Annotated in this window: 20 protein-coding genes; 6 read left to right on the top strand and 14 right to left on the bottom strand. The window is 74.0% G+C overall.

The window, feature by feature from the left end; genetic code table 11:
• Position 1: 1 nt before the first annotated feature.
• A complete protein-coding gene (locus IEY99_RS27300) occupies positions 2 to 1633 on the top strand; it encodes a glycoside hydrolase family 13 protein (RefSeq protein ID WP_189206949.1) in 1632 nt (543 codons plus the stop codon).
• On the opposite strand, the gene IEY99_RS27295 is transcribed toward IEY99_RS27300, so the two are convergent.
• The 4 genes from IEY99_RS27295 to IEY99_RS27280 form a co-directional block, all read right to left on the bottom strand.
• Positions 1611 to 3038 (bottom strand): MFS transporter, encoded by a 1428-nt coding sequence (locus IEY99_RS27295; protein WP_229799314.1) that lies wholly within the window; start codon positions 3036 to 3038, stop codon positions 1611 to 1613. The two genes, IEY99_RS27300 and IEY99_RS27295, sit on opposite strands and share 23 nt — an antisense overlap.
• A 4-nt stretch (positions 3039 to 3042) precedes the next feature.
• Positions 3043 to 4458, bottom strand: coding sequence for a xylulokinase (gene xylB, locus IEY99_RS27290; protein ID WP_189206947.1), 1416 nt, complete (start codon positions 4456 to 4458; stop codon positions 3043 to 3045).
• A gap of 7 nt (positions 4459 to 4465) precedes the next feature.
• Positions 4466 to 5641, bottom strand: a complete 1176-nt coding sequence (gene xylA / locus IEY99_RS27285; protein WP_189206946.1) for a xylose isomerase — start codon at positions 5639 to 5641, stop codon at positions 4466 to 4468.
• Positions 5642 to 5705: 64 nt separating this feature from the next.
• On the bottom strand, positions 5706 to 6179 hold the full coding sequence (locus tag IEY99_RS27280) for a MarR family winged helix-turn-helix transcriptional regulator (protein ID WP_189206945.1): 474 nt from the start codon (positions 6177 to 6179) through the stop codon (positions 5706 to 5708).
• 49 nt (positions 6180 to 6228) lie between these two features.
• Between IEY99_RS27280 and IEY99_RS27275 the strand changes: the two genes are divergently transcribed.
• Positions 6229 to 7359, top strand: a complete 1131-nt coding sequence (locus IEY99_RS27275) for a PP2C family protein-serine/threonine phosphatase (protein WP_229799295.1) — start codon at positions 6229 to 6231, stop codon at positions 7357 to 7359.
• 62 nt (positions 7360 to 7421) lie between these two features.
• Here the strand turns inward: IEY99_RS27275 and IEY99_RS27270 are convergent, their stop codons facing one another.
• The 6 genes from IEY99_RS27270 to IEY99_RS27245 form a co-directional block, all read right to left on the bottom strand.
• A complete protein-coding gene (locus tag IEY99_RS27270) occupies positions 7422 to 9119 on the bottom strand; it encodes a substrate-binding domain-containing protein (RefSeq protein WP_189206943.1) in 1698 nt (565 codons plus the stop codon).
• Between the two features lie 259 nt (positions 9120 to 9378).
• Positions 9379 to 10530: a lactonase family protein gene (locus tag IEY99_RS27265; RefSeq protein WP_189206942.1), complete on the bottom strand. Its 1152-nt coding sequence runs from the start codon at positions 10528 to 10530 to the stop codon at positions 9379 to 9381.
• Between the two features lie 329 nt (positions 10531 to 10859).
• Entirely contained in the window at positions 10860 to 11456 is a 597-nt protein-coding gene (locus tag IEY99_RS27260) for a GTP-binding protein (RefSeq protein ID WP_071807381.1), read from the bottom strand.
• Positions 11437 to 11823 carry a DUF742 domain-containing protein gene (locus IEY99_RS27255; protein WP_189206941.1) on the bottom strand — a complete coding sequence of 129 codons (387 nt, stop codon included), beginning with the start codon at positions 11821 to 11823 and terminating at the stop codon, positions 11437 to 11439. The genes IEY99_RS27260 and IEY99_RS27255 overlap by 20 nt, the downstream gene beginning before the upstream one ends.
• Positions 11813 to 12229: a roadblock/LC7 domain-containing protein gene (locus tag IEY99_RS27250; RefSeq protein ID WP_189206940.1), complete on the bottom strand. Its 417-nt coding sequence runs from the start codon at positions 12227 to 12229 to the stop codon at positions 11813 to 11815. Before IEY99_RS27250 ends, IEY99_RS27255 begins: the two co-directional genes overlap by 11 nt.
• On the bottom strand, positions 12230 to 15382 hold the full coding sequence (locus IEY99_RS27245) for a sensor histidine kinase (RefSeq protein ID WP_229799294.1): 3153 nt from the start codon (positions 15380 to 15382) through the stop codon (positions 12230 to 12232).
• 191 nt (positions 15383 to 15573) lie between these two features.
• On the opposite strand from IEY99_RS27245, the gene IEY99_RS27240 reads away from it, so the two are divergent.
• Positions 15574 to 16218: a hypothetical protein gene (locus IEY99_RS27240; protein ID WP_189207046.1), complete on the top strand. Its 645-nt coding sequence runs from the start codon at positions 15574 to 15576 to the stop codon at positions 16216 to 16218.
• Between the two features lie 11 nt (positions 16219 to 16229).
• Entirely contained in the window at positions 16230 to 17114 is an 885-nt protein-coding gene (locus IEY99_RS27235) for a hypothetical protein (RefSeq protein WP_189206939.1), read from the top strand.
• Between the two features lie 42 nt (positions 17115 to 17156).
• Here IEY99_RS27235 and IEY99_RS27230 read toward each other — a convergent pair whose 3' ends face one another.
• Complete coding sequence (locus tag IEY99_RS27230; protein ID WP_189206938.1) at positions 17157 to 17627, bottom strand: hypothetical protein; 471 nt, start codon at positions 17625 to 17627, stop codon at positions 17157 to 17159.
• A 200-nt stretch (positions 17628 to 17827) separates the two neighbouring features.
• Entirely contained in the window at positions 17828 to 19702 is a 1875-nt protein-coding gene (locus IEY99_RS27225; RefSeq protein WP_189206937.1) for a M48 family metallopeptidase, read from the bottom strand.
• An 86-nt stretch (positions 19703 to 19788) separates the two neighbouring features.
• Here IEY99_RS27225 and IEY99_RS27220 point away from each other — a divergent pair, with 86 nt between their 5' ends.
• Positions 19789 to 21003: a cytochrome P450 gene (locus tag IEY99_RS27220; protein WP_189206936.1), complete on the top strand. Its 1215-nt coding sequence runs from the start codon at positions 19789 to 19791 to the stop codon at positions 21001 to 21003.
• Positions 21004 to 21007: 4 nt separating this feature from the next.
• On the opposite strand, the gene IEY99_RS27215 is transcribed toward IEY99_RS27220, so the two are convergent.
• Positions 21008 to 22477, bottom strand: coding sequence for a beta-N-acetylhexosaminidase (locus IEY99_RS27215; protein ID WP_229799293.1), 1470 nt, complete (start codon positions 22475 to 22477; stop codon positions 21008 to 21010).
• 276 nt (positions 22478 to 22753) lie between these two features.
• Here IEY99_RS27215 and IEY99_RS27210 point away from each other — a divergent pair, with 276 nt between their 5' ends.
• Complete coding sequence (locus tag IEY99_RS27210; protein ID WP_189206934.1) at positions 22754 to 23560, top strand: ATP-binding protein; 807 nt, start codon at positions 22754 to 22756, stop codon at positions 23558 to 23560.
• 149 nt (positions 23561 to 23709) lie between these two features.
• On the opposite strand, the gene IEY99_RS27205 is transcribed toward IEY99_RS27210, so the two are convergent.
• Positions 23710 to 24684: a helix-turn-helix transcriptional regulator gene (locus IEY99_RS27205; RefSeq protein WP_189206933.1), complete on the bottom strand. Its 975-nt coding sequence runs from the start codon at positions 24682 to 24684 to the stop codon at positions 23710 to 23712.
• Positions 24685 to 24713 lie beyond the last annotated feature (29 nt).

Below are 24713 nucleotides of genomic sequence, written 5' to 3'. Positions count from 1 at the left end.
CATGCCATCCCCCAGTGACTGGTGGCGCAGCGCCGTCATCTACCAGATCTATCCGCGCTCCTTCGCCGACGGCGACGGCGACGGCATGGGCGACCTGCCCGGCATCACCGCGCGGCTGAGCGACCTGCGCGACCTCGGTGTGGACGCGGTGTGGCTGTCGCCGTTCTACCCGTCGCCGCAGCGCGACGCCGGCTACGACGTGGCCGACTACCGCTCCGTCGACCCCCGCTTCGGCGACCTCGGCGACGCCGACAAGATGATCGCCCAGGCGCGGACGCTGGGCCTCAAGGTCATCGTCGACCTGGTGCCCAACCACACCTCGAGCGAGCACGCCTGGTTCCGGGCCGCCCTGGCCGCGGGTCCGGGCAGCCCCGAGCGCGAGCGCTACATCTTCCGCGACGGCCGCGGACCGGACGGCGCCGAGCCGCCGAACGACTGGCGCAGCGTCTTCGGCGGTCCCGCCTGGGAGCGCGTCGACGACGGCCAGTGGTACCTGCACCTCTTCGACGTCTCCCAGCCCGACCTGAACTGGGGCGACGACGGCGTCCGGGCCGAGTTCTCGGCGATCCTGCGCTTCTGGCTCGACCGGGGCGTCGACGGCTTCCGCGTGGACGTGGCCCACGGCCTGATCAAGGACGCCGACCTCGCCGACTACGAGTACGCGGACGAGATGATCCTCGGCGGTCTGGCACCGGAGGGCGCCCCGCCGCCGCCGATGTGGGACCAGGACGGCGTGCACGACATCTACCGGGAGTGGCGCGCGGTGCTGGACGCGTACGAGGGTGACCGGATCCTCGTCGCCGAGGCCTGGGTGCGGCCCGCCGAGCGGCTGGCGCGCTACGTGCGGTCGGACGAGATGCACCAGGCGTTCAACTTCGAGTACCTCGACACCCCGTGGTCCGCCGACCCGCTGCGCCGGGTCATCGACACCACGACCGCCGCCAACGCCGCCGTCGGCGCCCCGACCACCTGGGTGCTCTCCAACCACGACGTGGTGCGGCACGCGACCCGGCTGGGCTATCCGGTGGGCGAGCCCCGCCGGCACGGCATCGGAGCCGACGACCCGCAGCCGGACGCGCCGCTGGGCCTGCGCCGGGCCCGGGCCGCCTCGCTGCAGATGCTCGCACTGCCCGGCTCGGCGTACCTCTACCAGGGCGAGGAGCTGGGTCTGCCCGAGCACACCGCGATCCCCGACGAGCTGCGGCAGGACCCGGCCTGGGAACGCTCCGGGCACGCCGAGCGCGGCCGGGACGGGTGCCGGGTGCCGATCCCGTGGGAGGCGGACGCCCCGTCGTACGGCTTCGGCCCCACCGACGCGAGCTGGTTGCCCCAGCCCGAGTCCTGGGCCGAGTACGCCCTCGACCGGCAGCGGGACGTGCCCGGCTCGACGTACGAGCTCTACCGCTCGGCGCTGCGCCTGCGCGCCGAGCATGCGCTGGGCTCGGGCACGCTGACCTGGCAGGACACCCCCGCCGACGTGCTGGCGTTCCGCAACGGCGAGATGCTGGTCCTGACCAACTTCGGTGCCGCGCCGGCCGAGCTGCCGCTGGGCGCCCGGGTGCTGCTGGCCAGCGAACCCCTGACCTCCGACGGCCGGGTGCCGCAGGACGTCACGGTCTGGGCGCGCGGGTAGCAGGCGTCTCCCGGCTCACCTGCTCATGGTCCGCGTAGGTGGCCAGGGCCGCATGGGTGTCCGCCATGTCCCTGGCCACCGTCCGGCTCGCGAGCCAGTACATGATCCCGGTGGGGACGAAGAAGAACTGGAACGCCGCCAGCCCGACCGCGTAGTTCAGCGGGGGCGGGAAGGCGCCGGACAGCGCGCGGAAGGCGACGCCGACCAGCGCGTTGCCGCCGGCCCGGCCCACGCCGTTGGCCAGGTTGCCCAGGCTGTAGACGGTGCCGCGGTGCTCGGGCGGGTTGACGTCGGCGATCATGGCGAACCAGTTGGGCGAGTTCGCCGAGGTCAGCGCGAGGGCGAAGACGGCGGTGGCGAGGCTGAGACCGACGGTCGGCTCGGTCAGCACGTCGGCGAGGATCGCCCGGATCACCGCGCCGGTGCTGCCGCCGTCCGGGACGTCGATGCGGAACGGCACGAAGTAGAGCACCACGTAGAACGGTACGGCGGCCAGCACCCCGGCCGCCGCGACCAGCGCCCGGCCCCGCGGCGTCCGGCGCTGCAGGCGGTCCCCGACGAGCCCGCCGATGATCGAGAGGGCGCCGCCGAGCTGGAAGAGGCTCGCGAAGACGCTGCCCACGACGATGGCCGTCGGCGTCGAGTAGCCCTGGTCCTCGGCCCGCGCCCGGAACAGCACCGGAAGCCACACCAGGGAGCCGAACGCGATCTGCGCCGAGAGGCCCTGGAAGATCAGCCAGATGTTGGTGCGCCGCGCCAGGATCCGGGGCAGATGATCGTGGTGGATGCGCTCGTCGTACTCGACGCCGCGCAGCTCCGGCTGGCTGTCGCCGCGCGGCACGTCGTAGGTGAGCAGGTAGGCGAGCGCCGCCACCACCCCGGCGGCCGCGACCACCAGGAACGGCCGCCGCCAGTCGCCCGCCCCGAGCAGGCCGCCGACCATCGTCCCGGCCAGCGTGCCGACGCCCTGCGCCAGTCCCCAGAAACTCATCACCAGGCCCCGGCGCCGGGGCGAGATGAGGTCGCTGACCACCGAGAAGCTGACGCTGGCCACGCCGCCGAGGCCGAACGCGGCGAGCACCTGCGCCAGCAGGAACGACGGATAGCTCCCGGCCAGGCCGGACCAGGCCGTCCCGGCCACCCAGATGGCGGTGCCGGCGATCAGCACCGGCTTGCGGTCGGTGCGGTCGCCCGCGTACGCCCACCCGACCGCGGCGACGGCGCTGATCAGGAACATGACCGTGGTGGCCAGCGCGATGTGCGCCTCGCCGACGCCGAAGTCCGCGCCGATGCTGCCGTACAGCGGCGGGACGAGGCCGATGGCGACGTTGTCCAGCGACGCGAGGACGACGAAGACCACCACGCTGTACGCGCGGTGCGCCGAGCCTCCTCCGGTCACTCGCAGAAGGTTAGCGGGCGGCGCGGTCGACGACCCTGTCCCGGGCGGCCGCGTACTGCTCCCGGATCAACGGAACGCTGTCGTCCTCGTACACCTGGGGGCTTGCGGACGACCACCCCGGCGGCGCGGCGCCGCCCGCGAGGACCCAGGCGGCCTGGCGGGCGGCGCCGTCCGCGACGTACTCGCCCGGCGGCGGGACCAGCACCGGCAGCCCGAAGAGCGCCGGGGCGATCCGGCGGACGGCCTCGCTGCGCGCACCGCCGCCCACCAGCACCGCCCGCCGGACGGCGGCACCCCGCGCGACCAGGGCGTCCAGCCCGTCCGCCAGCGCGCACAGCATGCCCTCGACGGCAGCCCGGGCCAGGTGGGCGGGATCCGAGGTGCGCAGCGTGAGGCCGTGGATCGCCCCGGTGGCGTCCGGCCGGTCCGGGGTGCGCTCGCCCTCCAGGTACGGGACCAGCACCAGCCCGTCGGCCCCGGCGGGCGCCGTCAGCGCGAGCCGCGACAGCTCCGCGTGGTCGACGCCGAGCAGCCGGGCCGCCGCGTCGAGCACCCGGGCCGCGTTGAGGGTGACCACGATCGGCAGGAACCGGCCGGTGGCGTCGGCGAACCCGGCCACCGTCCCGCTCGGGTCGTCCGGGGCGACGTCGGAGGAGACGAACACCGTGCCGGACGTCCCGATGGAGATCACGACGTCGCCGGGCAGCGCGCCGGTGCCGAGCCCCGCCGCCGCGTTGTCCCCGGCGCCCGGACCCAGCGGGGCGCCGGTGGGCAGGCGTCCGGCGACGCCGGTCGGGCCGAGCACCTCGGGCGTGTGGACGCGCCGCCCGAAACCGAGCTCCAGCAGGTCGGGACGGTAGGCGCCGGTCGCGGCGGACCAGTACAGCGTGCCGCTGGCGTCGCTGCGGTCGGTACGCAGGACCTCCAGGCCGGTGGCGCCGCACAGCTTCCAGGTCAGCCAGTCGTGCGGCAGGCACACCGCCGCCACGCGCTTCGCCGCCTGCGGCTCGTGCCGCGCCAGCCAGCGCAGCTTGGTGAGGGTGAAGCTGGCGACCGGGACGATGCCGACCGCGTCGACCCAGGCGCGGCGCCCGGCGTCGCCGCCGCCCAGCTCCTCGATCAGCTCGGCGGCGGCGCCGGCGCTGCGGGTGTCGTTCCACAGCAGCGCCGGGCGGACCACCGCGCCGCCCTCGTCGAGGACGACCATGCCGTGCTGCTGGCCGGCCACCGAGGCGGCGGCGACGTCGTCCAGGCCGCCCGCCTCCTCGACGGCCCGCCGCAGGGCGGCCCACCAGGCGTCGGGGTGCACCTCGGTGCCCTCGGGATGGCCGGCGCGCCCCTGCCGGACCAGCTCGCCGGTCTCGGCGTCGCGGACGACGACCTTGCAGGACTGCGTGGAGCTGTCGATCCCGGCGACCAGGGCCATGCCGTCCTCACGCCCGCAGCAGGTGGTCGACGGCGAGCTGGTGCAGCCGCACGAAGCCGTAGCCGCGGGCACCCGCCGCATCGGCGTCGAACCCCCTGTCGTCGTCGAGCAGGTCCCGGTAGGTCTCGCCCTCGTCCAGGGTCGGCCGCGCCAGCTCGAGCACCCCGGACTCGGTCAGGGCGGCCTGCACCCGGGGATCCGCCCGGAATGCCTGGGCGCGCTCCTTGAGCAGCAGATACATGCGCATGTTCGCCGCGGCGGACGCCCAGACCCCGGTGTAGTCCTCGGTGCGCGACGGCTTGTAGTCGAAGTGGCGGGGCCCGTCGTAACGCGGGCCGCCGCCGGGCGCGCCGTGCTCCAGCAGGTCGACCAGGGCGAAGGCGTTGAGCAGGTCGCCGTGGCCGAAGACCAGGTCCTGGTCGAACTTGGGGCCGTGCTGGCCGTTCAGGTCGATGTGGAACAGCTTGCCGTGCCAGAGCGCCTGGGCGACGCCGTGGGCGAAGTTCAGGTTCGCCATCTGCTCGTGGCCGACCTCGGGGTTGATCCCGAACAGCTCGGGGCGCTCGAGCTCGTGCAGAAAAGCGAGGGCATGCCCGGCAGTGGGCAGCAGGATGTCGCCGCGGGGCTCGTTGGGCTTCGGCTCGATGGCGAAACGCAGGCCGTAGCCGTTGTCCTCGGAATACCGCGCGATCACGTCGAGGGCCTCGCGGTAGCGGTCGAGGGCGGCGTGGACGTCCTTGGCGACGTCGTACTCGGCGCCTTCCCGGCCGCCCCACAGCACCAGGGTCTTCGCGCCCAGCTCGGCGGCGAGGTCCATGTTGCGGAGCACCTTGCGCAGCGCGTAGCGGCGCACGCCGCGGTCGTTGCTGGTGAAGCCGCCGTCCTTGAACGCCGGATGGGTGAAGAGGTTGGTGGTCACCATCGGCACGACCATGCCGGTCTCGTCGAGCGCCTTGCGGAAACCGGCGAGGATCCCGTCGCGCGAGCGCGCGTCGGACCCGAACGGCACGAGGTCGTCGTCGTGGAAGGTGATTCCGTACGCACCCAGCTCGGCAAGCTTGTGCACGGCCTCCACCGGGTCGAGCGGGCCCCGGGTCGCCTCCCCGAACGGATCCCGGGCCTGCCAGCCGACCGTCCACAGGCCGAAGGAGAACTTGTCGTCGCGGGTGGGCTGGAGCGGCACGGCTACCTCCACGGGGGCGAGACTTCCTCACCGCAGTATCCCGGGCGCCGGCCGCCAGGGCGACTCACGCCGTCCGTGCCTGTGGATCCCCGTCGGCGGTGGCCGCGGCGGCACCGAACTCGGTGAGGCCGCGGATCAGCGCCGCGCGGCCGGTCGGGCTCATCCGGCGCAGCACCTCGGCCAGGATCTCCCGGCGGGTCCGGCGCAGGTCGTCCAGCAGCTGCCGCGACGACGGCGTCAGATAGAGCGCAATCTCCCGCCGGTCGGCCCGGCCCGGAACGCGTTCCACCATGCCCGACGCCACCAGGCGGTCGCACAGCCGGCTCGCCGAGGACAGGATCATCTTCAGCTCGCCGGCCAGGCCGCGCAGATTGACACCCTCCTGGCGCTCCACCACCAGCAGGGCGTTGAGTTGGGGCCAGGACAGCCGCGGAGTGGCCCGCTCGCGAGCGGCGTCCCACGCGGCCAGCAGGGCGGGCGCGGCGTCGTCGACCGCCGCGGCATGGAGTGGCCCATCCGGCCCATGGTGTTCGGCCATGGTGCAGCAGAGACTACCCGTACGATGCACATGTCGAGGGGGTGAAAGCGTGTCAGAGCGGCTCACCGCCGTACGACGCGCCCTGGCCGACGCTCCCGCCGACCGGGTGGTGGAATGCCTGGCCGAGGTCGTGGCCAAGGAGTACGCCGCCGGCGACCTCGAACTGCTCCTCGTCGACTACCGGCTCGCGGCCCTGCTGCCCCTGTTCACCGGCCCGCCGATCACCCGCCCCGGCGACCCCGCGTGGCGCTCCTTCGACCATCAGGCCGAGGTCACGGCGGGGCAGGTCGCCTACCTGCCGGTGACCGCCCGGGGCGAACGGCTCGGGGTGCTGCGGCGCTCTCCCGTACCGTCGACCGAGGTGGAACGCGCCGAGCTCGCCGAGATCGCGACGCTGCTCGCGCACGAGCTGCAGGCGGCCGGCGCCGGCACCGACCGCTACGCCGTGGCCTCCCGGACCCGTCGGCTGACCCTGGCGGCGGAGATGCAGTGGCAGTTGCTGCCCGGCCGGTGCCGCGTCGGGCGCGAGTTCAGCCTGGCGGGACAGCTGGAGCCGGCGTACGCCGTCCGCGGCGACGGTTTCGACTGGTCCGAGCACGACGGCAGGCTCTTCGTGAGCGTGCTGAACGGCATGGGCGAGGGCGTGACCGCCGCGCTCCTGACCTCGCTGGCCGTGAACGCCCTGCGCAACGCCCGCCGTGCCGGGCTCTGCCTGGCCGACCAGGCCGCCCTCGCCGACCAGGCGATCTTCGCCCAGCACCGCGGCGAGGCGCACGTGGAGGCGCTCCTGCTGGAGCTGGACCCGCTCTCCGGCGCGCTGACGATGGTCGACACCGGGTCGCCCCGGCTGATGATGCTGCGCGCCGGGGAGGTGGTGGACCATCCGCTGGAGTCGCAGTTCCCGCTCGGCATGTTCGAGACGTCGGACTACGAGACCCGCTCGCTGCGGCTGTCCCCGGGCGATCGCCTCGTCGTCGTCAGCGACGGGGTGGCGGACGCCGCCGGGCAGAGCGGGCGGTACGGCGACTCGGCCCTGCACCGGTTCGTGCGGCGGACCGCGGCGCTGGCGCCGCTGCAGGCGGTGCGCTCGCTCCTGGGCGATCTGCGGGCCTTCGTGAGCGGGGACCTGGACGACGACGCGGTCGCCGTCTGCCTGGACTGGAGCGGCCCCGGTCACTGAGCAGCCGCCCCGTTGCGGAGCGGCTTCCCCACGTCCTGTCGGTGCCTTCTGCGGTCCTCCGGTCAGCGGGCGGCGCCGGAGCGGGACGAGATCGCCTCGAGGAAGATCTCGGAGATCTTCGCCGGGTCCGGGGCGATGAAGACGCCGCCGCCGGTCGCGGCGGTGATCGCCTCCAGCTCGTCGGCGTCGACCCCGGTGCCGATACCGATGATCACCATGCGGATCGGCTTGTCGGACTTGCGGATCTTCTTGAGCTCGGCGACCAGCGTCTCCCGCGAGATGCCGTTGGCGTTCTCGTTCTTGCCGTCGGTGAACAGCAGGACCGAGTTGACCTTGCCCTGCACCCAGTTGTCCTGCATCTCCTTGTACGCGGCCAGCGCCGTGTCGTACAGGCCGGTGTTGCCGCCCTCCTTGGGCACGATCTCCGAGACCGACGCCTGGACCTGCGCCCGGCCGGAGGTCAGCGGCGTGATCGGCACGATCTCCTTGTAGGGCTTGTCGCCGTCCATCTCGGTGGAGAACACCCAGGTGCCGACTTCCCACTTGTCGTCGAAGAGGGTGAGGCCCTGGACGGCGGCGGCCCGGGTCACGGCGGCCCGGTCGAGGTTGCCGGCGGTGGGCACCTTCGTCTTCATCGAGCCCGACACGTCGAAGACGGCGAGCACCCGGCCCGGCAGCGTGATGGCCGCCCAGCTGCCCAGCGCCCGGTTGATCGCTCCGGCGTCGAGGCCCGAGGCGGCGGTGCCCTCGGTGCCGGTCGACGGGGCCGTGGCCGCCGGGGTGGCCTTCGGCGCGCCGACCGGAGCGGCGAAGCCGGCGCCCACGGTGCCGTCCGGCGCTCGCAGCCCGACCTTCGCGAGCTCGTTCTTGAACTCCGGCTGCTGCAGCGCCTCACGCAGGCCCGTGGCGGCGGCCGCCTTGGTCAGGTCGACCCCGGGCATGACCGCGTAGGGGTAGTCCAGCGACGGCGGCTGCGGGTCCAGGTACAGCGCGGCGAGCGGCACCGGCGGCTTCTCCGCGTTGTACGCCACGACGTCCTCCTCGGACAGCGGCGCCGCGCTGATGCCGGTGGCGAGGTCGGCCGGGTCGTTCGAGCGGGGGAACTTCTGGAGCAGGTCCTCGCGCAGCGACGAGCTGCCGGCCGCGAGGGCGCGCATCGCGCCGACCTGCTGGGTCTTGGCCTCCACACCGCCGCCGGCAGCGCTGCCCAGGGCGAGCAGGCCGGCCAGGCCGGCGGCGTCCCGGGTGGGGTCGACGATGCCGGTCCGCAGCGAGTTCGCGGTGGTGATCTTCTTGAGCAGGTCGTTCCAGCCGAGCTTGCGGTCGGGCCAGCCGATGGTCTGCGCCACGCGCTCCGGCATGGCGACGACCACCGGGCTGGTGGCCACGGACTTGCCGTCGGTCGGCACGAAGCCGGAGGCCTCGTTGCGCAGGCGCAGCAGCCAGGTGGTGGAGTCGGCGATCCAGACGTCCGGCGGGGCGGTGGCCTTGCCGGCGGCGCCGAGGCCGGTGAGCGCGACACCGTGCTTGGCCGCGATCGTCGCGGCCATGGTGCTCGAGCTGGAGCCGGCGACGGTCACGGCGACACAGGTGCCGTTGACCTGGGCACCGTCGGTCATCCACCGCTGGGCGGCCCGCTCCACGGCGGGCGCGATCTCCGTCGCGGCGGCGACGTTGAGCTTGATCTGACCCGAGCAGCCGTTGTCGGCGAGCTTCTGGTAGCCCAGCCAGGTTCCGGCAAGGACTACTACGATCGCCATCGCAGACGCGACGACGCCGGCTCCTCGGAGCGTGAAATTTCTGCGATGGCGGCCTGACACGCGCTCCATACTGCGCATCTGCCGAGCCGAATGCCATATACGTTCGGACGAAACTTACTCGGATTGGAAATTCCGCATACTCAATTAACTCAGCGTGGTGTCGCCATCTCGGTACGTGGCGACACCCCCGCCGGCCTTGCCGTTTATCCCCAGAAGATCACGACACTCCGGCAGTGTCCGTCTCCGTCCGCCGAATCCTTTACGGCGCCGGGGTGGGCGTCCACCGCAGCAGACAGGTCGGACTGCCGCCGGAAACCGGTCCCCCCTCCGGATGCGGAATGCCGGAGTCGGGGTCGATCCGGAATCTCGTCACAGAATGTGAACGTTCATTTGCTACATAGAGGTGGTCGGCGAGCAGCGCGAGGTGCCGCGGGCCCTCCCCGCCGGCCGCCACCTCGGCCACGAACGTGCCGCCGGCGGGTTCCCACGCGAAGACGGAAACGGTGTCAGGGCCGCGGTTGGCGACATAGACGAAGCGGCCGTCGCGCCCCGCGACCAGCTCCGACGGCTGGTTCCACCGGGCAGCTCCCGCCTTCTTGCCCGCACCGCCCGCCTTCTGCCCGTCGACGCTCACCTTCTCATCGGCGCCCGCCCTCCCATCGGCGTCCGCCTTTTCGGCCGCGGTGCTCGCCGGGCAGGCGCCGGCGCGTTCCAGGGCGCCGCTGCTGCCCGGCCGGAACCAGCTCAGGTCCGCGCCCAGCTCGCCGACCACCAGCAGCGCGCCGTCCCTCGTCCGCAGCAGGTGCCGGGGACCGGTGCCTGGCTCCGCGACGGCCGCCGGTCCGATCAGCGTGAGCCGGCCCGAGACGGGATCCAGCCGGGTGTGCCACACCCGGTCCGAGCCGAGATCGCAGACGAGGACGTCCGGACCGTTCGGATCGGGGGCGACCATGTGCGCGTGCGGGCCCTCCTGCCGGTCGGCGACCGGGCCTTTGCCGTCGAAGCCGAGCAGGTCGGAGCGCTCGCCCGGCACGCCCTCGGCATCCAGCGGGTGCACCGCCACGTCGCCGCTGGCGTAGTTGGCGACCAGCAGATGGCGGCCGTCCGCGGACACCGCGAGGTGGCAGGGGGCCGAGCCGCCCGTCGACTGCACGGCCAGCGGGGTGAGAGAGCCGTCCGCGGCGACGGCGAAGGCGCTGACCGTGCCGGAGTCCAGCTCGTTGACCGCATACAGCACCGGCAGCGTGGGATGCTGCGCCAGGAAGGACGGCGACGGGGTCCGGGCGGCGACGCCCAGCCGGGTGAGGGAGCCGCTCGCGCCGTCGCGGCGCAGCAGGACGATCCCCTCGCCCTCACCTCCGGTCTCGCCCGTGTAGCAGCCGAGGAACACGAATTCGTCGTTCGCACCCATACCCCGATCCCACCACAATCGAGCCCCGGCCGCCCGGGAGCTGTGGACAACAGGCGGCACAAGACAGCAGGCTGGGCGGCGCGCTGGACCCGACCGCACTACGACGGCCGGGAAGCAGGGGCGACGCGACGCGGCACGGCAGGGCGCAACGCGGCGCGGCGGGGGGACGCGGCGCGGCAGGGCGCGGCAGGGCAGGGCAGGGCGCGGCAGGGCAGGGCGCGGCGCGGCAGGGCGGGGGCACGGAGCGACGGACGCCACCCACGCCGCCAGCCGGCCCAGCTAGCGGGGCGGCCGGCGCCACCCGGCGCCACCCGCCGCGTGCCGGGCTGTCAGCGGGAGCCGGCTGAGGCCAGCTGGCGGCGGGCCACGTACTCGACCAGCTCGATGAGGACGTTGCGGGCGGCGAGTGGCTCGCGGGCGTCGAACTCCACCACCGGGACGTCCGGGTCGAGGTCGAGGGCGCGGCTCACCGCGTCCGTGCCGAAGCGGCGCTCGTCGAAGCAGTTCACCGCCACCACGAACGGCGTGCCGCGCTGCTCGAAGTAGTCGATGGACGGGAAGCAGTCCGCGAGCCGGCGGGTGTCGGCCAGCACCACCGCGCCCAGCGCGCCCTGGGACAGCTCGTCCCAGAGGAACCAGAAGCGGTCCTGGCCCGGCGTGCCGAACAGGTACAGCTGCAGGTCGTCGGTGATGGTGATGCGACCGAAGTCCATGGTCACCGTCGTGGTGCGCTTGGCCTCCACGCCGGAGGTGTCGTCGGCGCCCTCCGCGCCGGTGAGCACCTCCTCGGTCTGCAGCGGCCGGATCTCGCTGACCGAGCCGACCATGGTGGTCTTGCCCGCACCGAAGCCGCCGGCGATGAGGATCTTGAGCGCGACCGGGATGCGCGAGCGCGCGCCGTCACGGTCAGAGCGCACGGAGTCCATTGACAACCGCCTTGAGTACGTCGACGTCATGCGGCTGGGAGGCCGCGGGAGGCTCGTAGAGCGAGATGAGTCCCGCCGAGCGTAGATCACCCAGCAGGACCCGGACGACTCCCAGGGAGAGGTCCAGTTTGGAGGCTAGTTCCACGACGGACGTGGGCTCCCACGCCGCGCCGACGATTGCATGATGCTCCGGCGGCAGCGTCGATGGTGGAGGCGCGCCGGGCATGGTCGCCACCACGAACGCGACGAGGTCGAACTCGTCACCGGCGGGTGCCACCCGACCCTGGGTCATCGCGTACGGCCGCACGACCGGCCCCGCGTCGTGGTCGAGCCAGTCGTGCGGCGCGCGCCTCGGGTCAGCGGGCATCGGACCCGGGCAGCCGCTGCGGCGCGTCCATCGTCTGGCCCACCCGGATCACCAGCATCGCCATCTCGTACGCGATCAGCCCGAGGTCCGCGTCGCTGCCCGCCACGACGGCGAGACAGGCGCCCTGCCCGGCGGCCGTGACGAAGAGGAAGGCGTCCTCCATCTCGACCACGGTCTGGCGTACGGGACCGGCGCGGAAGTGCCGGCTGGCGCCCTTGGCGAGGCTCTGGAACCCGGCGGCCATCGCGGACAGGTGCTCGGCGTCCTCCCGGCCCATGCCGGCCGACGCGCCCAGCAGGAGCCCGTCGGCGGAGAGGACCACCGCCTGCCGCGCCGACGGCACCCGCTCGACGAGCTCGTCGAGGAGCCAGGTGAGGTTGGCGCTCTGGTTCGTCGTCTGTGCCACTTATGCGTCCTTCTCCGGCCGGTGGTTCTGGTGGTTCTCGTCGTCGGGAGCGCTGCCCGTGGTGGCGTCGCCCTGGTCCACATCGCCCGGCACGGCCGGGAGAGTGACGGTAGCCGCCTCGGACCACTGCGGCTGCCCCGCCGTCCGCTGTTTGTCAGTTCCGTCGAGGATTCGGTCACCCTCGCCGGTATATCGCTCACTACCTGCTGCGACGCCCTCACTCAACGCCGCTTCCGGTGCCTCTCTCCCGGCTTGACCGGCGATGAGGGCGGCTGCCTCCCGGCGTCCGCGCGTGGTGCCCTGTTGCAGGGCGCTCATCAGGCTCCGCACCTGCTCCGGCGAGCGGGCGGTCGCGGCCTCCGCGCGCTCGGCGGCCGGTTCCCGCAGCTGCGGCGCCAGGCTGGCCTGCCGCACCCGCCGCGGCAGCCGCGGCTCGTCCACCGCAGACCCCGGCGACACCGCCGGAGGCGCCGGCGAGACGGTAGGAGGCGCCGGCGCGACGGCCGGAGGTGCCGGCGAGACGGTAGGAGGTGCCGGCGAGACGGTAGGAGGTGCCGGCGAGACCGGCCCGGACGCACCGCGCTGCGCGGGAATGCGGGGTGCGCCCGGCGTGCCTGGCCCGGGCAGCAGTGCCGGTCCCTCTCCGTGCCGCAGACCCGCGTCCCGACGGCGGCCGTTGCGGTGCCCGCCGCCGGAGGGCCAATCCACGTCCGGGCCGCCCGGAGGCCAGTCCACGTCCAGCCCGTCCCCCGCCACGAAGGGCATCCGCTCGGTGGGCGCGGTGCCGTCGCCCGGCGCCGCGCCGCCGGTCAGGTCGGCCGGGGAGGTCTGGTTCGGGGGCAGGTGGGTGGGGGGCTCGGCCGGTTCGCCGGTCTTGCGCCGGGGCACGGTGCGACGCCGCCGGACCAGGCCGTCGGCGCTCAGGCCCTCGACCACGGCGCTGGGGGTCGGGCCCGTTCTCGGGCGTGCGGCGGGCTCGTCCCGGGGCGGCACCGGGCTGCCGTGGAGCGCCGGCGGAACGTCCTCTTCGGTCCGCGGCCGGTCCCAGGCCTCGGCCGCCACGGCCGGCTCGGCCCCGGCCGCCGGCGGGTCCGCGGACCCGAGCCCGGCACCCTGACCCGGCTCGGCCCCGCGACCGGGCAGAGCGATCGGCCCGGAAAAAGCGACCGAGCCGGAAGCACCCGGTCCGGAAGAAGCCGCAGGCCCGGAGGAAGCGGCAAGGCCGGGCGCGGCTGACGGACCCGGCAGGGCGACGGGGCCGGGCGGGGCGGCGGTGACCAGCTCGCCGGGGATGAGCACGATCGCGGTCACGCCACCGTACGAGCTGGGCCGCAGCGAGACCCGCAGCCCCTGCCGGGCCGCGAGCTGTGCCACCACGAAGAGGCCGAGCCGGGCGCTGTTCGAGGGGTCGAACTCGGGCGGCTCGAGCAGCTTGCGGTTGGCCTCGGCGATGGCCTCGGCGGACATGCCCAGGCCCCGGTCCTCGATCTCCACGGCGTACCCGTTGGGCAGAATCTGGCCGACCACTTCGACCCTGGTCTGCGGCGGCGAGAACGCGGTGGCGTTCTCCAGCAGCTCGGCGAGCAGGTGGATGACATCGCCGACGGCGCGGCCCAGCACCGCGGACGGTTCGATCGCGGTGATGTGGACCCGCTTGTAGTCCTCGACCTCGCTGATCGCGCCGCGAACGACGTCGATCATGGACACCGGGTTGCGCCAGCCGCGGCCGGGGGCGGCGCCGGCCAGGATGACCAGGTCCTCGGCGTGGCGGCGCATGCGGGTGGCGAGGTGGTCGACGCGGTAGAGGTCTTCGAGCTCCCGCGGCTCGGTCTCGCGGCGTTCCATCTGGTCGAGCAGGGCGAGCTGGCGGTGCAGCAGCGTCTGGCTGCGCCGGGCGATGTTGAGGAAGACCTCGTTGATGCCGCGGCGGACCGCCGCCTCCTCGACCGCCGACTGCACGGCCGTGCGCCGCACCTCGTTGAAGGCGCGGCCCAGCTGGCCGATCTCGTCCCGGCCGTACTCCAGGGGCGGGGTCTCGGCGTCGACGTCGACGGTCTCGCCGCGCTGCAGGCGCCGGACCACCGCGGGCAGCCGCTCGCTCGCCACCTCGAGGGCCTCGCGGCGCAGGCGGATCAGCCGGCCGACGATCGACCGGCCGACCCGGACGGAGACCGCGACGGTCGCGACGAAGGCGGCGAGGCCGAGCAGCCCGGCGATGCCGAGCCGGACCAGGACGTTCACCGCGACCGGGCGCGCGTCCTCGGCGAGCGAGTCGGTGGCGTTGATCTCGAACGCGCGCAGTTGCTGGGCGGTGGTGTCGTACGCGGGCTGCCACGCCTCGGCGCCGACGGGCGACGGCGCATCGGCCCGGCTCGACGCCACGAGCACGTTCTGCAGCTCCTGCAGCCGGTTGAAGGCGGCTCCCCGGCTCAGCCGCTGGTATGCCTCGCGGTCGCGTTCCGGCAGGTCGCCGACGCCCTGGGCGAAGAGGAAGCGGGCCGTGCCGATCGCCTGTACGAGCTCGGCGCGGCTCTGCTCGGTGAGCTTGCCGGCCACGTGGGCGCCGGCGAGCAGGGAGTCGATCCGGCTCAGGTGTTCCTGGCCGCGACCGACCGTGGTCAGCGCGCGGATCTCCCGGTCGACGCGCTCGTCGCCGAAGGTGGCGGTGGCCGAGAACATCTGGAAGCCACTGTCCATGATGCCGTTGTAGAGGTTCTGCGCCCCGACCAGGTCCACCTCACGCCGGTCGATGTAGTCCCGGGCGGTGGTCAGGCTGTCGAGGTCGGACACCACCTGCCGGATGCGGGACTCCAGGGTGGCGCCGGCCGCCCGCCGCGCCTGGTCGCCGCCGGCCGTACGCCGGAACTCCGCGGCGGCGCGGTCGGTGGCGGCCCGCTGGGCGTCGAGCGCGGCCGGAGCGGCCCGGGGGTCGGCGAGGAACTGCACGGAGACCCGCCGTTCCCGCTGGACCTCGCCCATCAGGACCTCGCCGGGGTTGCCCACCGTGTCGAGCAGTGTCTGCGCCGACCACAGGTTGAGCGCCGGACCGGCGGTGATCGTCGTGGCGAAGGCCCAGAGCGCCAGCAGCGCCGCGAGCGGCACCGCGACCAACGCGAGGATCTTCACGCGGATCGACCAGTTGCGGCTTCGCATCAGACTCCGCCCGAGGGATGAACAGGACGACGCGCGCCGCGTGGACAGTGGTTGAGGCGTCAACGACCGTCGATGAGCTGCGCACCTCCGGCAGGATACGACACGGTCGGAGGGATTTGACCTCGCGGCGTCGAATCGGATTGATGACCCTGGTTGGGTGGGAATACCAGCGGGTGAAGAAGGAGGAGACCATGTCCCCCACGCTCGTGATCATTCTCATCGTCCTGGCGCTGCTGGTCGTCGCCGCCGTCGCGTACGGCGTCCGGGCCGGCCGCCGCAAGAAGCTGCAGAATACGTTCGGGCCCGAGTACGACCGGGTCGTCGCCGACGCGGACAGCCGTGCCGCCGGCGAGCGGGAGCTGGAGGAGCGCCAGAAGCGGCACGCCCAGCTCGAGCTCAAGCCGCTGTCGGCGGAGTCGAAGGCGAAGTACTCCGTCGCCTGGGAAGAGGTCCAGATCCAGTTCGTGGACGCGCCGGAGCGAGCGGTCGCCACCGCCGACGAGCTGGTGACCCGGCTGATCGCCGAGCGCGGCTACCCGACCGGCGACCACGACGAGCAGCTCGCCACCCTGTCGGTCGACCATGCGCGCACGCTCGAGCACTACCGCGACGCCCACGCGATCAGCGAGCGGAGCAAGGTCGGCGAGGCCGAGACCGAGGATCTGCGCCAGGCCCTGGTGCACTACCGCGCGCTCTTCGCCGACCTGCTCGGCGAGAATCCGGTACGCACCGAGGCCGCCGCCTCCCCGGCGTCCGAGCCGAAGGTGCCGTCCCAGAAGATCAATGACCACGACAGCGACGTCGCGGGCCGCCGTCCCGACGCCACCAGCCGCTGAGGAGTGCGACGATGCGTTTCTTCTCCAACGACGCCCGGGAGTCCGCCGACGAGCAGGCGAGCGACGACCGGCCCGAGCGGGTCCAGTCTGAGCCGGTCGCGGTGCCCGGCCAGCGGCCGCCCTCGCCCTGGTCCGACACCCCGTCCGACGTCACGCGCGACGCTCCGGCCGAGGTCACGCGCGACGTCCCGGCCGGCGCCATGCGCGACGCCCCGGCCGTCGACCCGCGGCAGGACGCCACCGGCGACCGGCGTCTCGTCCCGGCCGACGAAGCGCGCCACGGCTCCGCCGACGATCCCCGGCACGCCACCGCGGACGACGACGAGGTGCCGGACCGGGCGGCGGACGCCGGGAACGATCCCGACCGCACCGAGATCCGCGAGCCGGGCCCTGCGCCCACCGCGTTCGGCGCGTCGACCGTGGGCGGCGCGGTGGCTGCCTCGGCCAGCACCGGCCCGCTCTCCGACCGGCCGGGGGCGACGGACCGCGACGCGGACGCCGATGATCGCGACGTGGCGAACGACGGGGTCGACGTCGCACTCGACGACCACGGCACCTTCGCCGACCCGCAGGTGCGGGAGGAACCGACCGGGACCCCGGCGGGGGGGCAACACGAGACGGTGGCGGTGACGCCGGATCAGCCGGACACCTTCTTCGCCGCCGGGGACGCCGCGGCCTTCCAGGAGCGGTGGCGCGACGTCCAGCTCCGCTTCGTCGACAGCCCCAAGGAGGCGACCGCCGAGGCCGCCGCCCTGGTCGACGAGGCGGTCGAGAGGCTGACCGCGAGCCTGCGGTCCCGCAAGGAGAACCTGGGCGGCGACAGCGACGACACCGAGGCGCTTCGCGTGCAGCTGCGCGGCTACCGCGACATCCTCCACCGAATCCTCGGACTGTAGAGAAAGCCGGGCTGGGCGGATGCGCGCATCCGCCCAGCGGCATCAGGCCTGGGCGACTTCCTCGGCCGACGGCGGCTCCGGCGGCTCCGGCTTGTCCGTGCCCCCGTCCGCGGGCGGGGTGGCCGGCTCGGTCGTGGAGTCCGACGGCGGCGTGCTGGGCTGGTCCGGCTCGTCGGCCGGCGGCGTCGTGGACTCGGTCGGCGGCTCGCTCGTCGGCGTCGAGGTGGACGGCGTCGGCGAGGCCGAGGTGACGGCCGGCCGGGGCTTGTGCCGGCCGCGCAGCGGCCCGGTGTTCGCCTTGGGCTCGCTGCGGACCACCTTCGCACCGTCCTGCGGCGTGTCACCGGCCCCGGTGCCGCCCTCGGGCGTGGTCTGCTCGTTCTGCTGCACGATCACCGTGGGTGGCCGCTGCGGCGTCAGCGTCGCCTCGCCGAACTGCGCTCCCAGCCACATCGCCGGCCCCAGGCCCACCGCCACGATGGCCCCGAAGAGCGCCATGGGTCCCCGTTCCATCAGCGCCCCTCCCCCCTTGTCGTGGCGATCATCGCCGATCCGCGTGACGCTGCTCTACCCGATTTCGCGAACGGTAAGCGAAGAACACCACTCTTTCCAGTGTGACGGCCTGTGACGACGCCACCACTGATTCGTCGGACATGCGACCGTCCAGGAATGAACACGGGCCGCGGGCACCCGCGGTTCATCCGCGGACGTGACTATCTCGTCCGCGACAGAAACGCCACGGCGTCGTCCCACGCCGTCCAGCCGCCGGGCAGCTCGTCGGAGTCGAACGCGGTGCGCACGCTGAGCGTCGCCCCGTCCCGCAGCCGCAGGTCCCAGCTCCGCCGCCTGACCTGGGTGGCGCCGGCCACGTCCGCGTACGCGACGAACCTGCTCTCCGGCGCGATGGCGTCGCGCCGCGGGATGTCGGCGGCGGCGAACTCGGCCAGGCGCCGTTTCGCGGAGCCGTTCTGCGACCGCGGGAGTCCCGGCACGAGGAAGAGTCCCGTGTCGAGCACCAGCACGTCCGTCCGCACGCCGTCCACCAGCAGATTGACCACGCCACCGACCACCTCGGCCCGCGGGTGCGCGACGCCGGTGGCTTGCCCGGCGGAGGCGTCGATGCCGAGATCGGCGAGCCGCTCGCGCACGGTCGCGACGGTGTCCGGGTCGGCGGCGAGCGCGGCCAGTTCGCCGAGGTTGAGGTGCGCGCCGTCGGGCGCCACGAGCTCGGCGGTGCCGGTCCAGCTGTGCCGCCACCGCGCCGCACCGCTGCGCAGCGCCGCCAGGGCCAGCAGGAGCGTGACCAGGTCGGCGACCCGCGCCGCGGTCTCGTCCGCGGGCAGACCGGGGAACACCGACTCGGCGAGCTCGCGCAGCCGCCCCTCGCCCGCGAGGTCCAGAACGTCGGCGGCGGTGGCGATCGGGGCGCCGGCCACCCGCGAGAGGGCGGTCAGGGCGACCTCGGCCTCGCGTTCCATCTCGACGACGCGCGCGGCGCCGAAGAACTCGTCCCAGCCGACCGCCGTGCGTCCCTGCGCGGGGAAGGCGACGTTCTGCAACGCCCGCCCGAGTCCGGGGAGATCGGGAATGAGTTCCGGGGCGGCGGGTGCCTCGCCCGGCGACGGCTCACCGGCCGGTGCCGGGGCGTCCGGCAGCGCCGCGAGCGCGGCCAGGCGGTCCGCACGGGCCGGGTGGGTGTCCCAGGTGGACGTCGCCGCCGGCTCCCCGGCGCGGAGCACCTCCCGGGCCCGCAGCACGGCCACCTCCTCCGCCCGCGCCGCCAGCATGCGCAGGAACCCGCCGAAGATGTCGTCCGGCACGTGACCCGCCTGCCAGCCCGGCCCCAGGTACTCGGCGTGGAAGACCCGCAGCATGCCGTCCAGGGCGGGCAGGTCGCGCAGCACGGCGGCCGCGGCGCCCGCGCCCGCGAACTCGGCCGCGATCCGGTCGGCCTGCAGCTCCTGTGCCGCGCTGAACGGTGCGTCGATCCGGCGGTAGAAGCGCGCGTACGCCCGCAGCAGCGGACCCGCCGGATTGCGCCGGGCGATGCGCGGCACGACCCGGCCCACCGCGATCCGCCCGCGGTACGCGACCGGGGCGAGCCGGCCGCCGCGCGGCGAGAAGTGGCCGATCTCGTGCCCGACGGCGGCCTTCAGCCGGTCGGTCTCCCAGGCCTGCAGCAGCGGCAGCCCGAGATAGAGGTCGCGGTGCCCGCCGGCGAGGCCGAGCAGGCGGGTGCGTTCGATCACCTTGACCGCGGCGTCGGCCACGACCATCACGCGGTCGGGCGCCCGGGTTCCGGCCACGGCGGCGGCGCCGTCGAGCAGGGACCACAGTTCGGGGGCGTCCGTACGGGTCACCGGAATGCCGATCGGATCCGGCCGGCGCAGGTGCAGGGCGCGCCAGGTCGCGTACCCCATCACGCCGACCGTGGCGATGCACACCGGCAGGCCGATCCGCAGTGCCGCCGCCCCGGGCAGCGTCGAGAGCACCAGAATCACCGGTACCACGGCGATCGCCACCTGTGACGCCGCGACCACCAGGAACCCGGCCAGCCCGGCGACCGAGGCCCACACCCGCTTCTGCACCCGGCAAGCGTAGGCGGTGTCCCGCGTCGGCCCGCGCGACCCGGTACCCGGTTTTCGGCACCGGCCGGCGGGGGATGCACAAGCGCATGGTGAAGATCGATCGCACTCTCGCTCTCGGTATCAAGGGGTACGCCTGGCTGCCCGACCTGCGCCGCCGCTGCGGTGGGGCGCCCGTACGCATGCGCGTCATGGGCCAGCCCGCCCTCGGCATCGGCGGCGTCGACGCCGCCGAGTTCTTCTACGGCGACGGAAACCTCGAGCGGCACACCGCGCTGCCGCACCCGGTCGTCGCGTCGTTGTTCGGCGAGGGCGCCGTGCACACCCTCGACGCTCAGGCGCACCGGGCGCGCAAGGCGTTGTTCGTGTCGCTGCTGCTCGGCGACGGGATCGACGCCGTCGCCAAGCTGGCCGGGGAGGCGTTCGACCAGGCCGCGGAGTCGTGGCGGGGCGGTCCGGCGGTGGTGCTCTTCGACGAGGCGGCCCGGTCGATCGCCCGCGGGGTCACCCGTTGGACCGGCGTACCGGTGCGCGACGACGAGGTGGACGGCCTGGCGGCCGACATGGTCGCGCTGGTGGACGGCTTCGGCACGCTCGGGCCGCGGCATTGGCGGGCTCTGGCGGCCCGGCGCCGGCGGGAGCGGTGGCTGGCCGACCTGATCACACGGGTACGCCGGGAGCCGGCCGGCGCCGCCGCGGACACCGCCCTGGCGCACGTGGCGCACTTCCGCGACGAGGAGGGCCTGCTGGATCCGCGTACCGCCGCGGTCGAGATGCTCAACATCATCCGGCCGGCGACCGCGGTGGCGTGGCTGGTGGCGTACGCGGAGCACGCCCTCGACCGCCGGCCGGGGTACCGCGCGGCGCTGCGCAGCGGTGACGACGAGTTCACCACGGCGTTCGCGCACGAGGTGCGGCGGTTCTACCCCTTCACCCCGTTCCTCGGCGGCCGGGCCACCCGGGATCTGGTGTTCCGCGGCGAGCGCGTGCCCCGGGGCACCCTCGTGCTGCTCGACGTCTACGGCCAGCACCACGACCCGGCGGTGTGGCCGGATCCGTACGACTTCCGGCCGGAGCGCTTCGCGGGCCGCACGATCGGCGAGTTCGACCTGATCCCGCAGGGCGGCGGCGATCCGCGCACGGGCCACCGCTGCCCCGGCGAGAAGATCACGATGGCGGTGCTGGGCACGCTGGTCCAGCGGCTGGCGCGGCTCGACCACTACCTGCCGCCGCAGGACCTCTCCATCGACCTGAGCCGGATGCCGGCCCGGGTCGCGAGCGGAGTCCGGCTCGTGGTCGCGTGACGGCTCAGCCGGCCCAGGGCACCTCGGGCGAGCGGTGGAAGGCGACGCCCTGGAACCGCCAGCGGGGCCCGTAGGCGGCCAGCCGGCGGCGGAACGACTCCCAGTCCCGACGGTGCCGCGGCGACCAGCCGATCTCCGCGATGGCGGGCAGCCGCGGAAAGGTCATCGTCTGCGCGTCGGTCAGGCTGCGCAGCGTCTCCGACCACAGTGGTGCCTCGACGCCGAGCAGGGCCTGCTCCCCGACGCCGGGCAGGCGCTCGGCCGGGTCCCAGCCGTACGCCTTCTCGACGTCGAGCAGTCCCGCCCAGTCCAGGCCCAGCGGGCTGTCGTGCGCGTACTTCATGTCGAGGTACGTGCGGTCGGCCGGCGACATGATCACCTTGCCGCCGCCGGCCGCGGCCCGGGCCGTGCCGTCGTCCGTGGCCTCGATGCGCCAGAACTGGGTGACGGCCGAGGGCGGCAGCTCCACGGCGGCCATCTCGTGCCAGCCGACCGGGCTCTTGCCGTACTTGGCCACCAGCGGGAGCACCCGCTGGATGAAGGTCCGGTAGTCCTCGGCCGTGGTGGCCTGCGCCTCGTCGCCGCCGATGTGCAGCCAGGGTCCCGGGGTGAGCGCCGCGACCTCGCGCAGCACGTCGTCGACGAAGGCGTAGGTCTCCTCCTTGCCGGCGACCAGCGAGCTGTAGCCGACCGCGACGTCCGTCCGCTGCGGCGGGGCGACCCCGTCGGCGGTCAGTTCCGGGTACGCCACCTGGGCGGCGTTCACGTGTCCCGGCATGTCGATCTCGGGGACGATGACGACGAACCGGCTCGCCGCGTACGCGACGATCTCCGCGTAGTCGTCCTGGGTGTAGAAGCCGGGGCCGGCGCCGTCCACGCCCGTGCCGTCGCCGCCGCTGATCGCGGTCAGCTTGGGCCAGCTCTCGATCTCGATCCGCCAGCCCTGGTCGTCGGTGAGGTGCAGGTGCAGGTGATTGATCTTGAATTGGGCCAGGGCATCCAGGTACGACTTGACCTCGGCGACGGTGAAGAAGTGGCGCGCCACGTCCAGCATCGCGCCGCGGTAGGCGAAGCGCGGCCGGTCGGCGATCGTGCCGCCGGGCAGGGTCCAGGCGACGTCCTGCGGGGTGGAGGCGAAGATCTCCGCGGGCAGCAACTGGCGCAGAGTCTGCACGCCGTGGAACAGCCCGGCCGGCGCGCCCGCCGTGAGCGCGACGCCGCCGCCGGCGATCTCCAGCCGGTATTCCTCCTCGCCCAGGGACCGGTCGAGCCGCAGCCCGAGCGCTCCCGGCCCGTCGCCCACCGGCAGCTCGAAGCCGGTCGCCGGGCGCAGGATGCCGGCCAGGTACGCCGCCACCTCCCGCGCCCCGGGGGCGGCGCTGATCGCCGTACCCGCATCGAGGGTGAACTGTGCGGCCGCGTCGGGCCGCACCTCGAGCGGCGCGGGAATCACATCGCCCAGTCCTCTGCTCACCGCTGCACCCCTCTCGTCGCGGCCGCGCCCCGGCCCGCCCAAAACACTAAACCCTCTTTCCAGATTCCTGGCGACCGACCTCCGCCACCCCCGGATGGGGCATGTCGGACAAGGCGGACGCCAAGCCCGGCGACGGCCGGGACCGGCGCCGCAGCCATCGACGACCCTGAGCGTCAATCGGCGCTGAACGGGCGAGCCCGTTCGGGTGACCTCCCCGTTGACCCGCCGCGGTCGCGACCCGAAGACTCCGAGTACCCGCGGCGGGAGGACCGTGCAATGCAGGAGCAATCCCCGTACCTGTTCGATCCCGGCGATGAGCATCTCAGCGTCACCGCCGACCCGGACGGTGCGGTCATCGACGTCGCCGTGCGCGGGGACCTGGCGGCCTCGCTGCAACCCGTCGTCTCCCGCACGCTGCGCAAGTGCCTCGCGGGCAACCCGGCGGGGATCGTGTTCGACCTCAGCCGGATCGACGATCCCGGCCCGGCGGGGGTGCCGAGGCTGCTCGGCGCCGTACGGGCCACCGCCGGCACCGAGCCCGCGACCCGCATCGCGGTCTGCCTGCCACCCGGCTCGCCGCGTCCCCGGCCCGGCCGCGAGGACGCTGGCGACCTGCCGATCCACACGTCGGTCGAGGAGGCCCACGCGGCCCTGGCCGGGCAGCTGTCCTCGGGTGAGGTCGTCCGGCTGAGCCTGCCGCCCGCACCCGGCTCCCCGGGGATCGCCCGCGACCTCGTCGGCCGCGCCTGCCAGGACTGGGACATGTCCACACTGCTGATGCCCGCGCGGGCGGTCATGTCGGAACTGGTCACGAACGCGGTCGAGCACGCGGGGACACGGATCGACATCGCGGTCTCGCGCCGGGGGACGACCCTGCACATCGCCGTCCGGGACTGGAACCCGGAACTGCCCCGGGTGCTCGACCTGGCACCCGTGCGCGGCGGCCTCCCGCTCGACGAACGCGGCCGCGGACTGCGGGTGGTGCACGCCGACTCCACGGCGTGGGGCGCCCTGCCCACCGCGGGCGGCAAGCTCGTCTGGGCCACGGTCCGCGACCGGGCCGGGCAACCACGCCGCTGGTAGCCGCGACGGCGCCCGAGTATGCCGTGGCTCACAATGGTTTCCGCTGCTCAGGGCACCACTGTGGACTAATCTGCGCGAAAATGTCAGAGGGGCCCGCTAGGGTTTCCTCGTGCGGATCGGCGCCACGGGGGCGCCGATCCGCGCCTGCCTCAACCTGCCCGCACGCCCGCCGTGGGGGCGCCGCGGAGCAGGGTCTGCACGGTTTCCCGGACGCGGGCGTGAAGTTCCGGCGGCGACTCGATCGTGAAGTCCGCGCCGAGCACGCCCAGGACCATCACCGGCCAGCCCAGGTCGTCGACGTTCATGCGCATCCGGCAGCTCCGCCCGGAGACGGGTTCCACGGTGGCCCACTGACCGACCTGCCGGCGCACCACCTCCGCCTCCGTGCCGATCAGCACCGACACGTCGTAGCGGTGGGCCGACCCGGCCAGGCGGCTGCGCATCCAGGCGACCGGATCACCGCCGGGGAGATCGCGGGGACGGAAGCGCGCACCGGTCGCCGCGGGCTCCGTGAGGCGGTCGACCCGGAAGCTGCGCCAGTCGCCCCGGTCCAGATCCCAGGCGATCAGGTACCACCGGCGGCCGAGCGAGACCAGCCGGTGCGGCTCGACGTGCCGGGTGCCGCTCTCGCCGTCGCGCGCCCGGTACTCGAAGCGCAGGCGCTCCTCGCCCCGGCAGGCCAGGGCGATGGTGGTCAGGGTGCTCGCGTCGAGGGCGGGCCCGCCGCCGGGGACGACCGGGGCGGTCGCCGCCTGCAGGGCGTCGATGCGGCGGCGCAGGCGGGGCGGCAACAGCTGGACGACCTTCGCGAGGGCGCGTACCGACGTCTCCTCGAAGCCCGCGACGGCGCCGGCGGCGGCCGTCCGCAGGCCGACCGCGATGGCGACCGCCTCCTCGTCGTCGAGCAGCAGCGGCGGCACCGCCGCCCCGGCCTGCAGCTGGTATCCCCCGGCCACGCCGCGGGCGGCGTCCACCGGATAGCCGAGGTCGCGCAGGCGTTCGACGTCGCGCCGCAGCGTGCGCGGGCTGACCTCGAGCCGCTCGGCCAGCTCCGCGCCCGGCCAGTAGCGATGGGTCTGCAGCAGGGACAGCAGCCGGAGCATCCGCGCGCTGGTGTTCGCCATGGGTCCGATTGTGGCGGGCGTGCGGTGCG

The sequence above is a fragment of the Couchioplanes azureus genome (assembly GCF_014648355.1).
In the GTDB taxonomy this organism is placed as follows: Bacteria; Actinomycetota; Actinomycetes; order Mycobacteriales; family Micromonosporaceae; genus Actinoplanes; species Actinoplanes azureus.
This window is presented reverse-complemented; position numbering and strand designations above follow the sequence as displayed.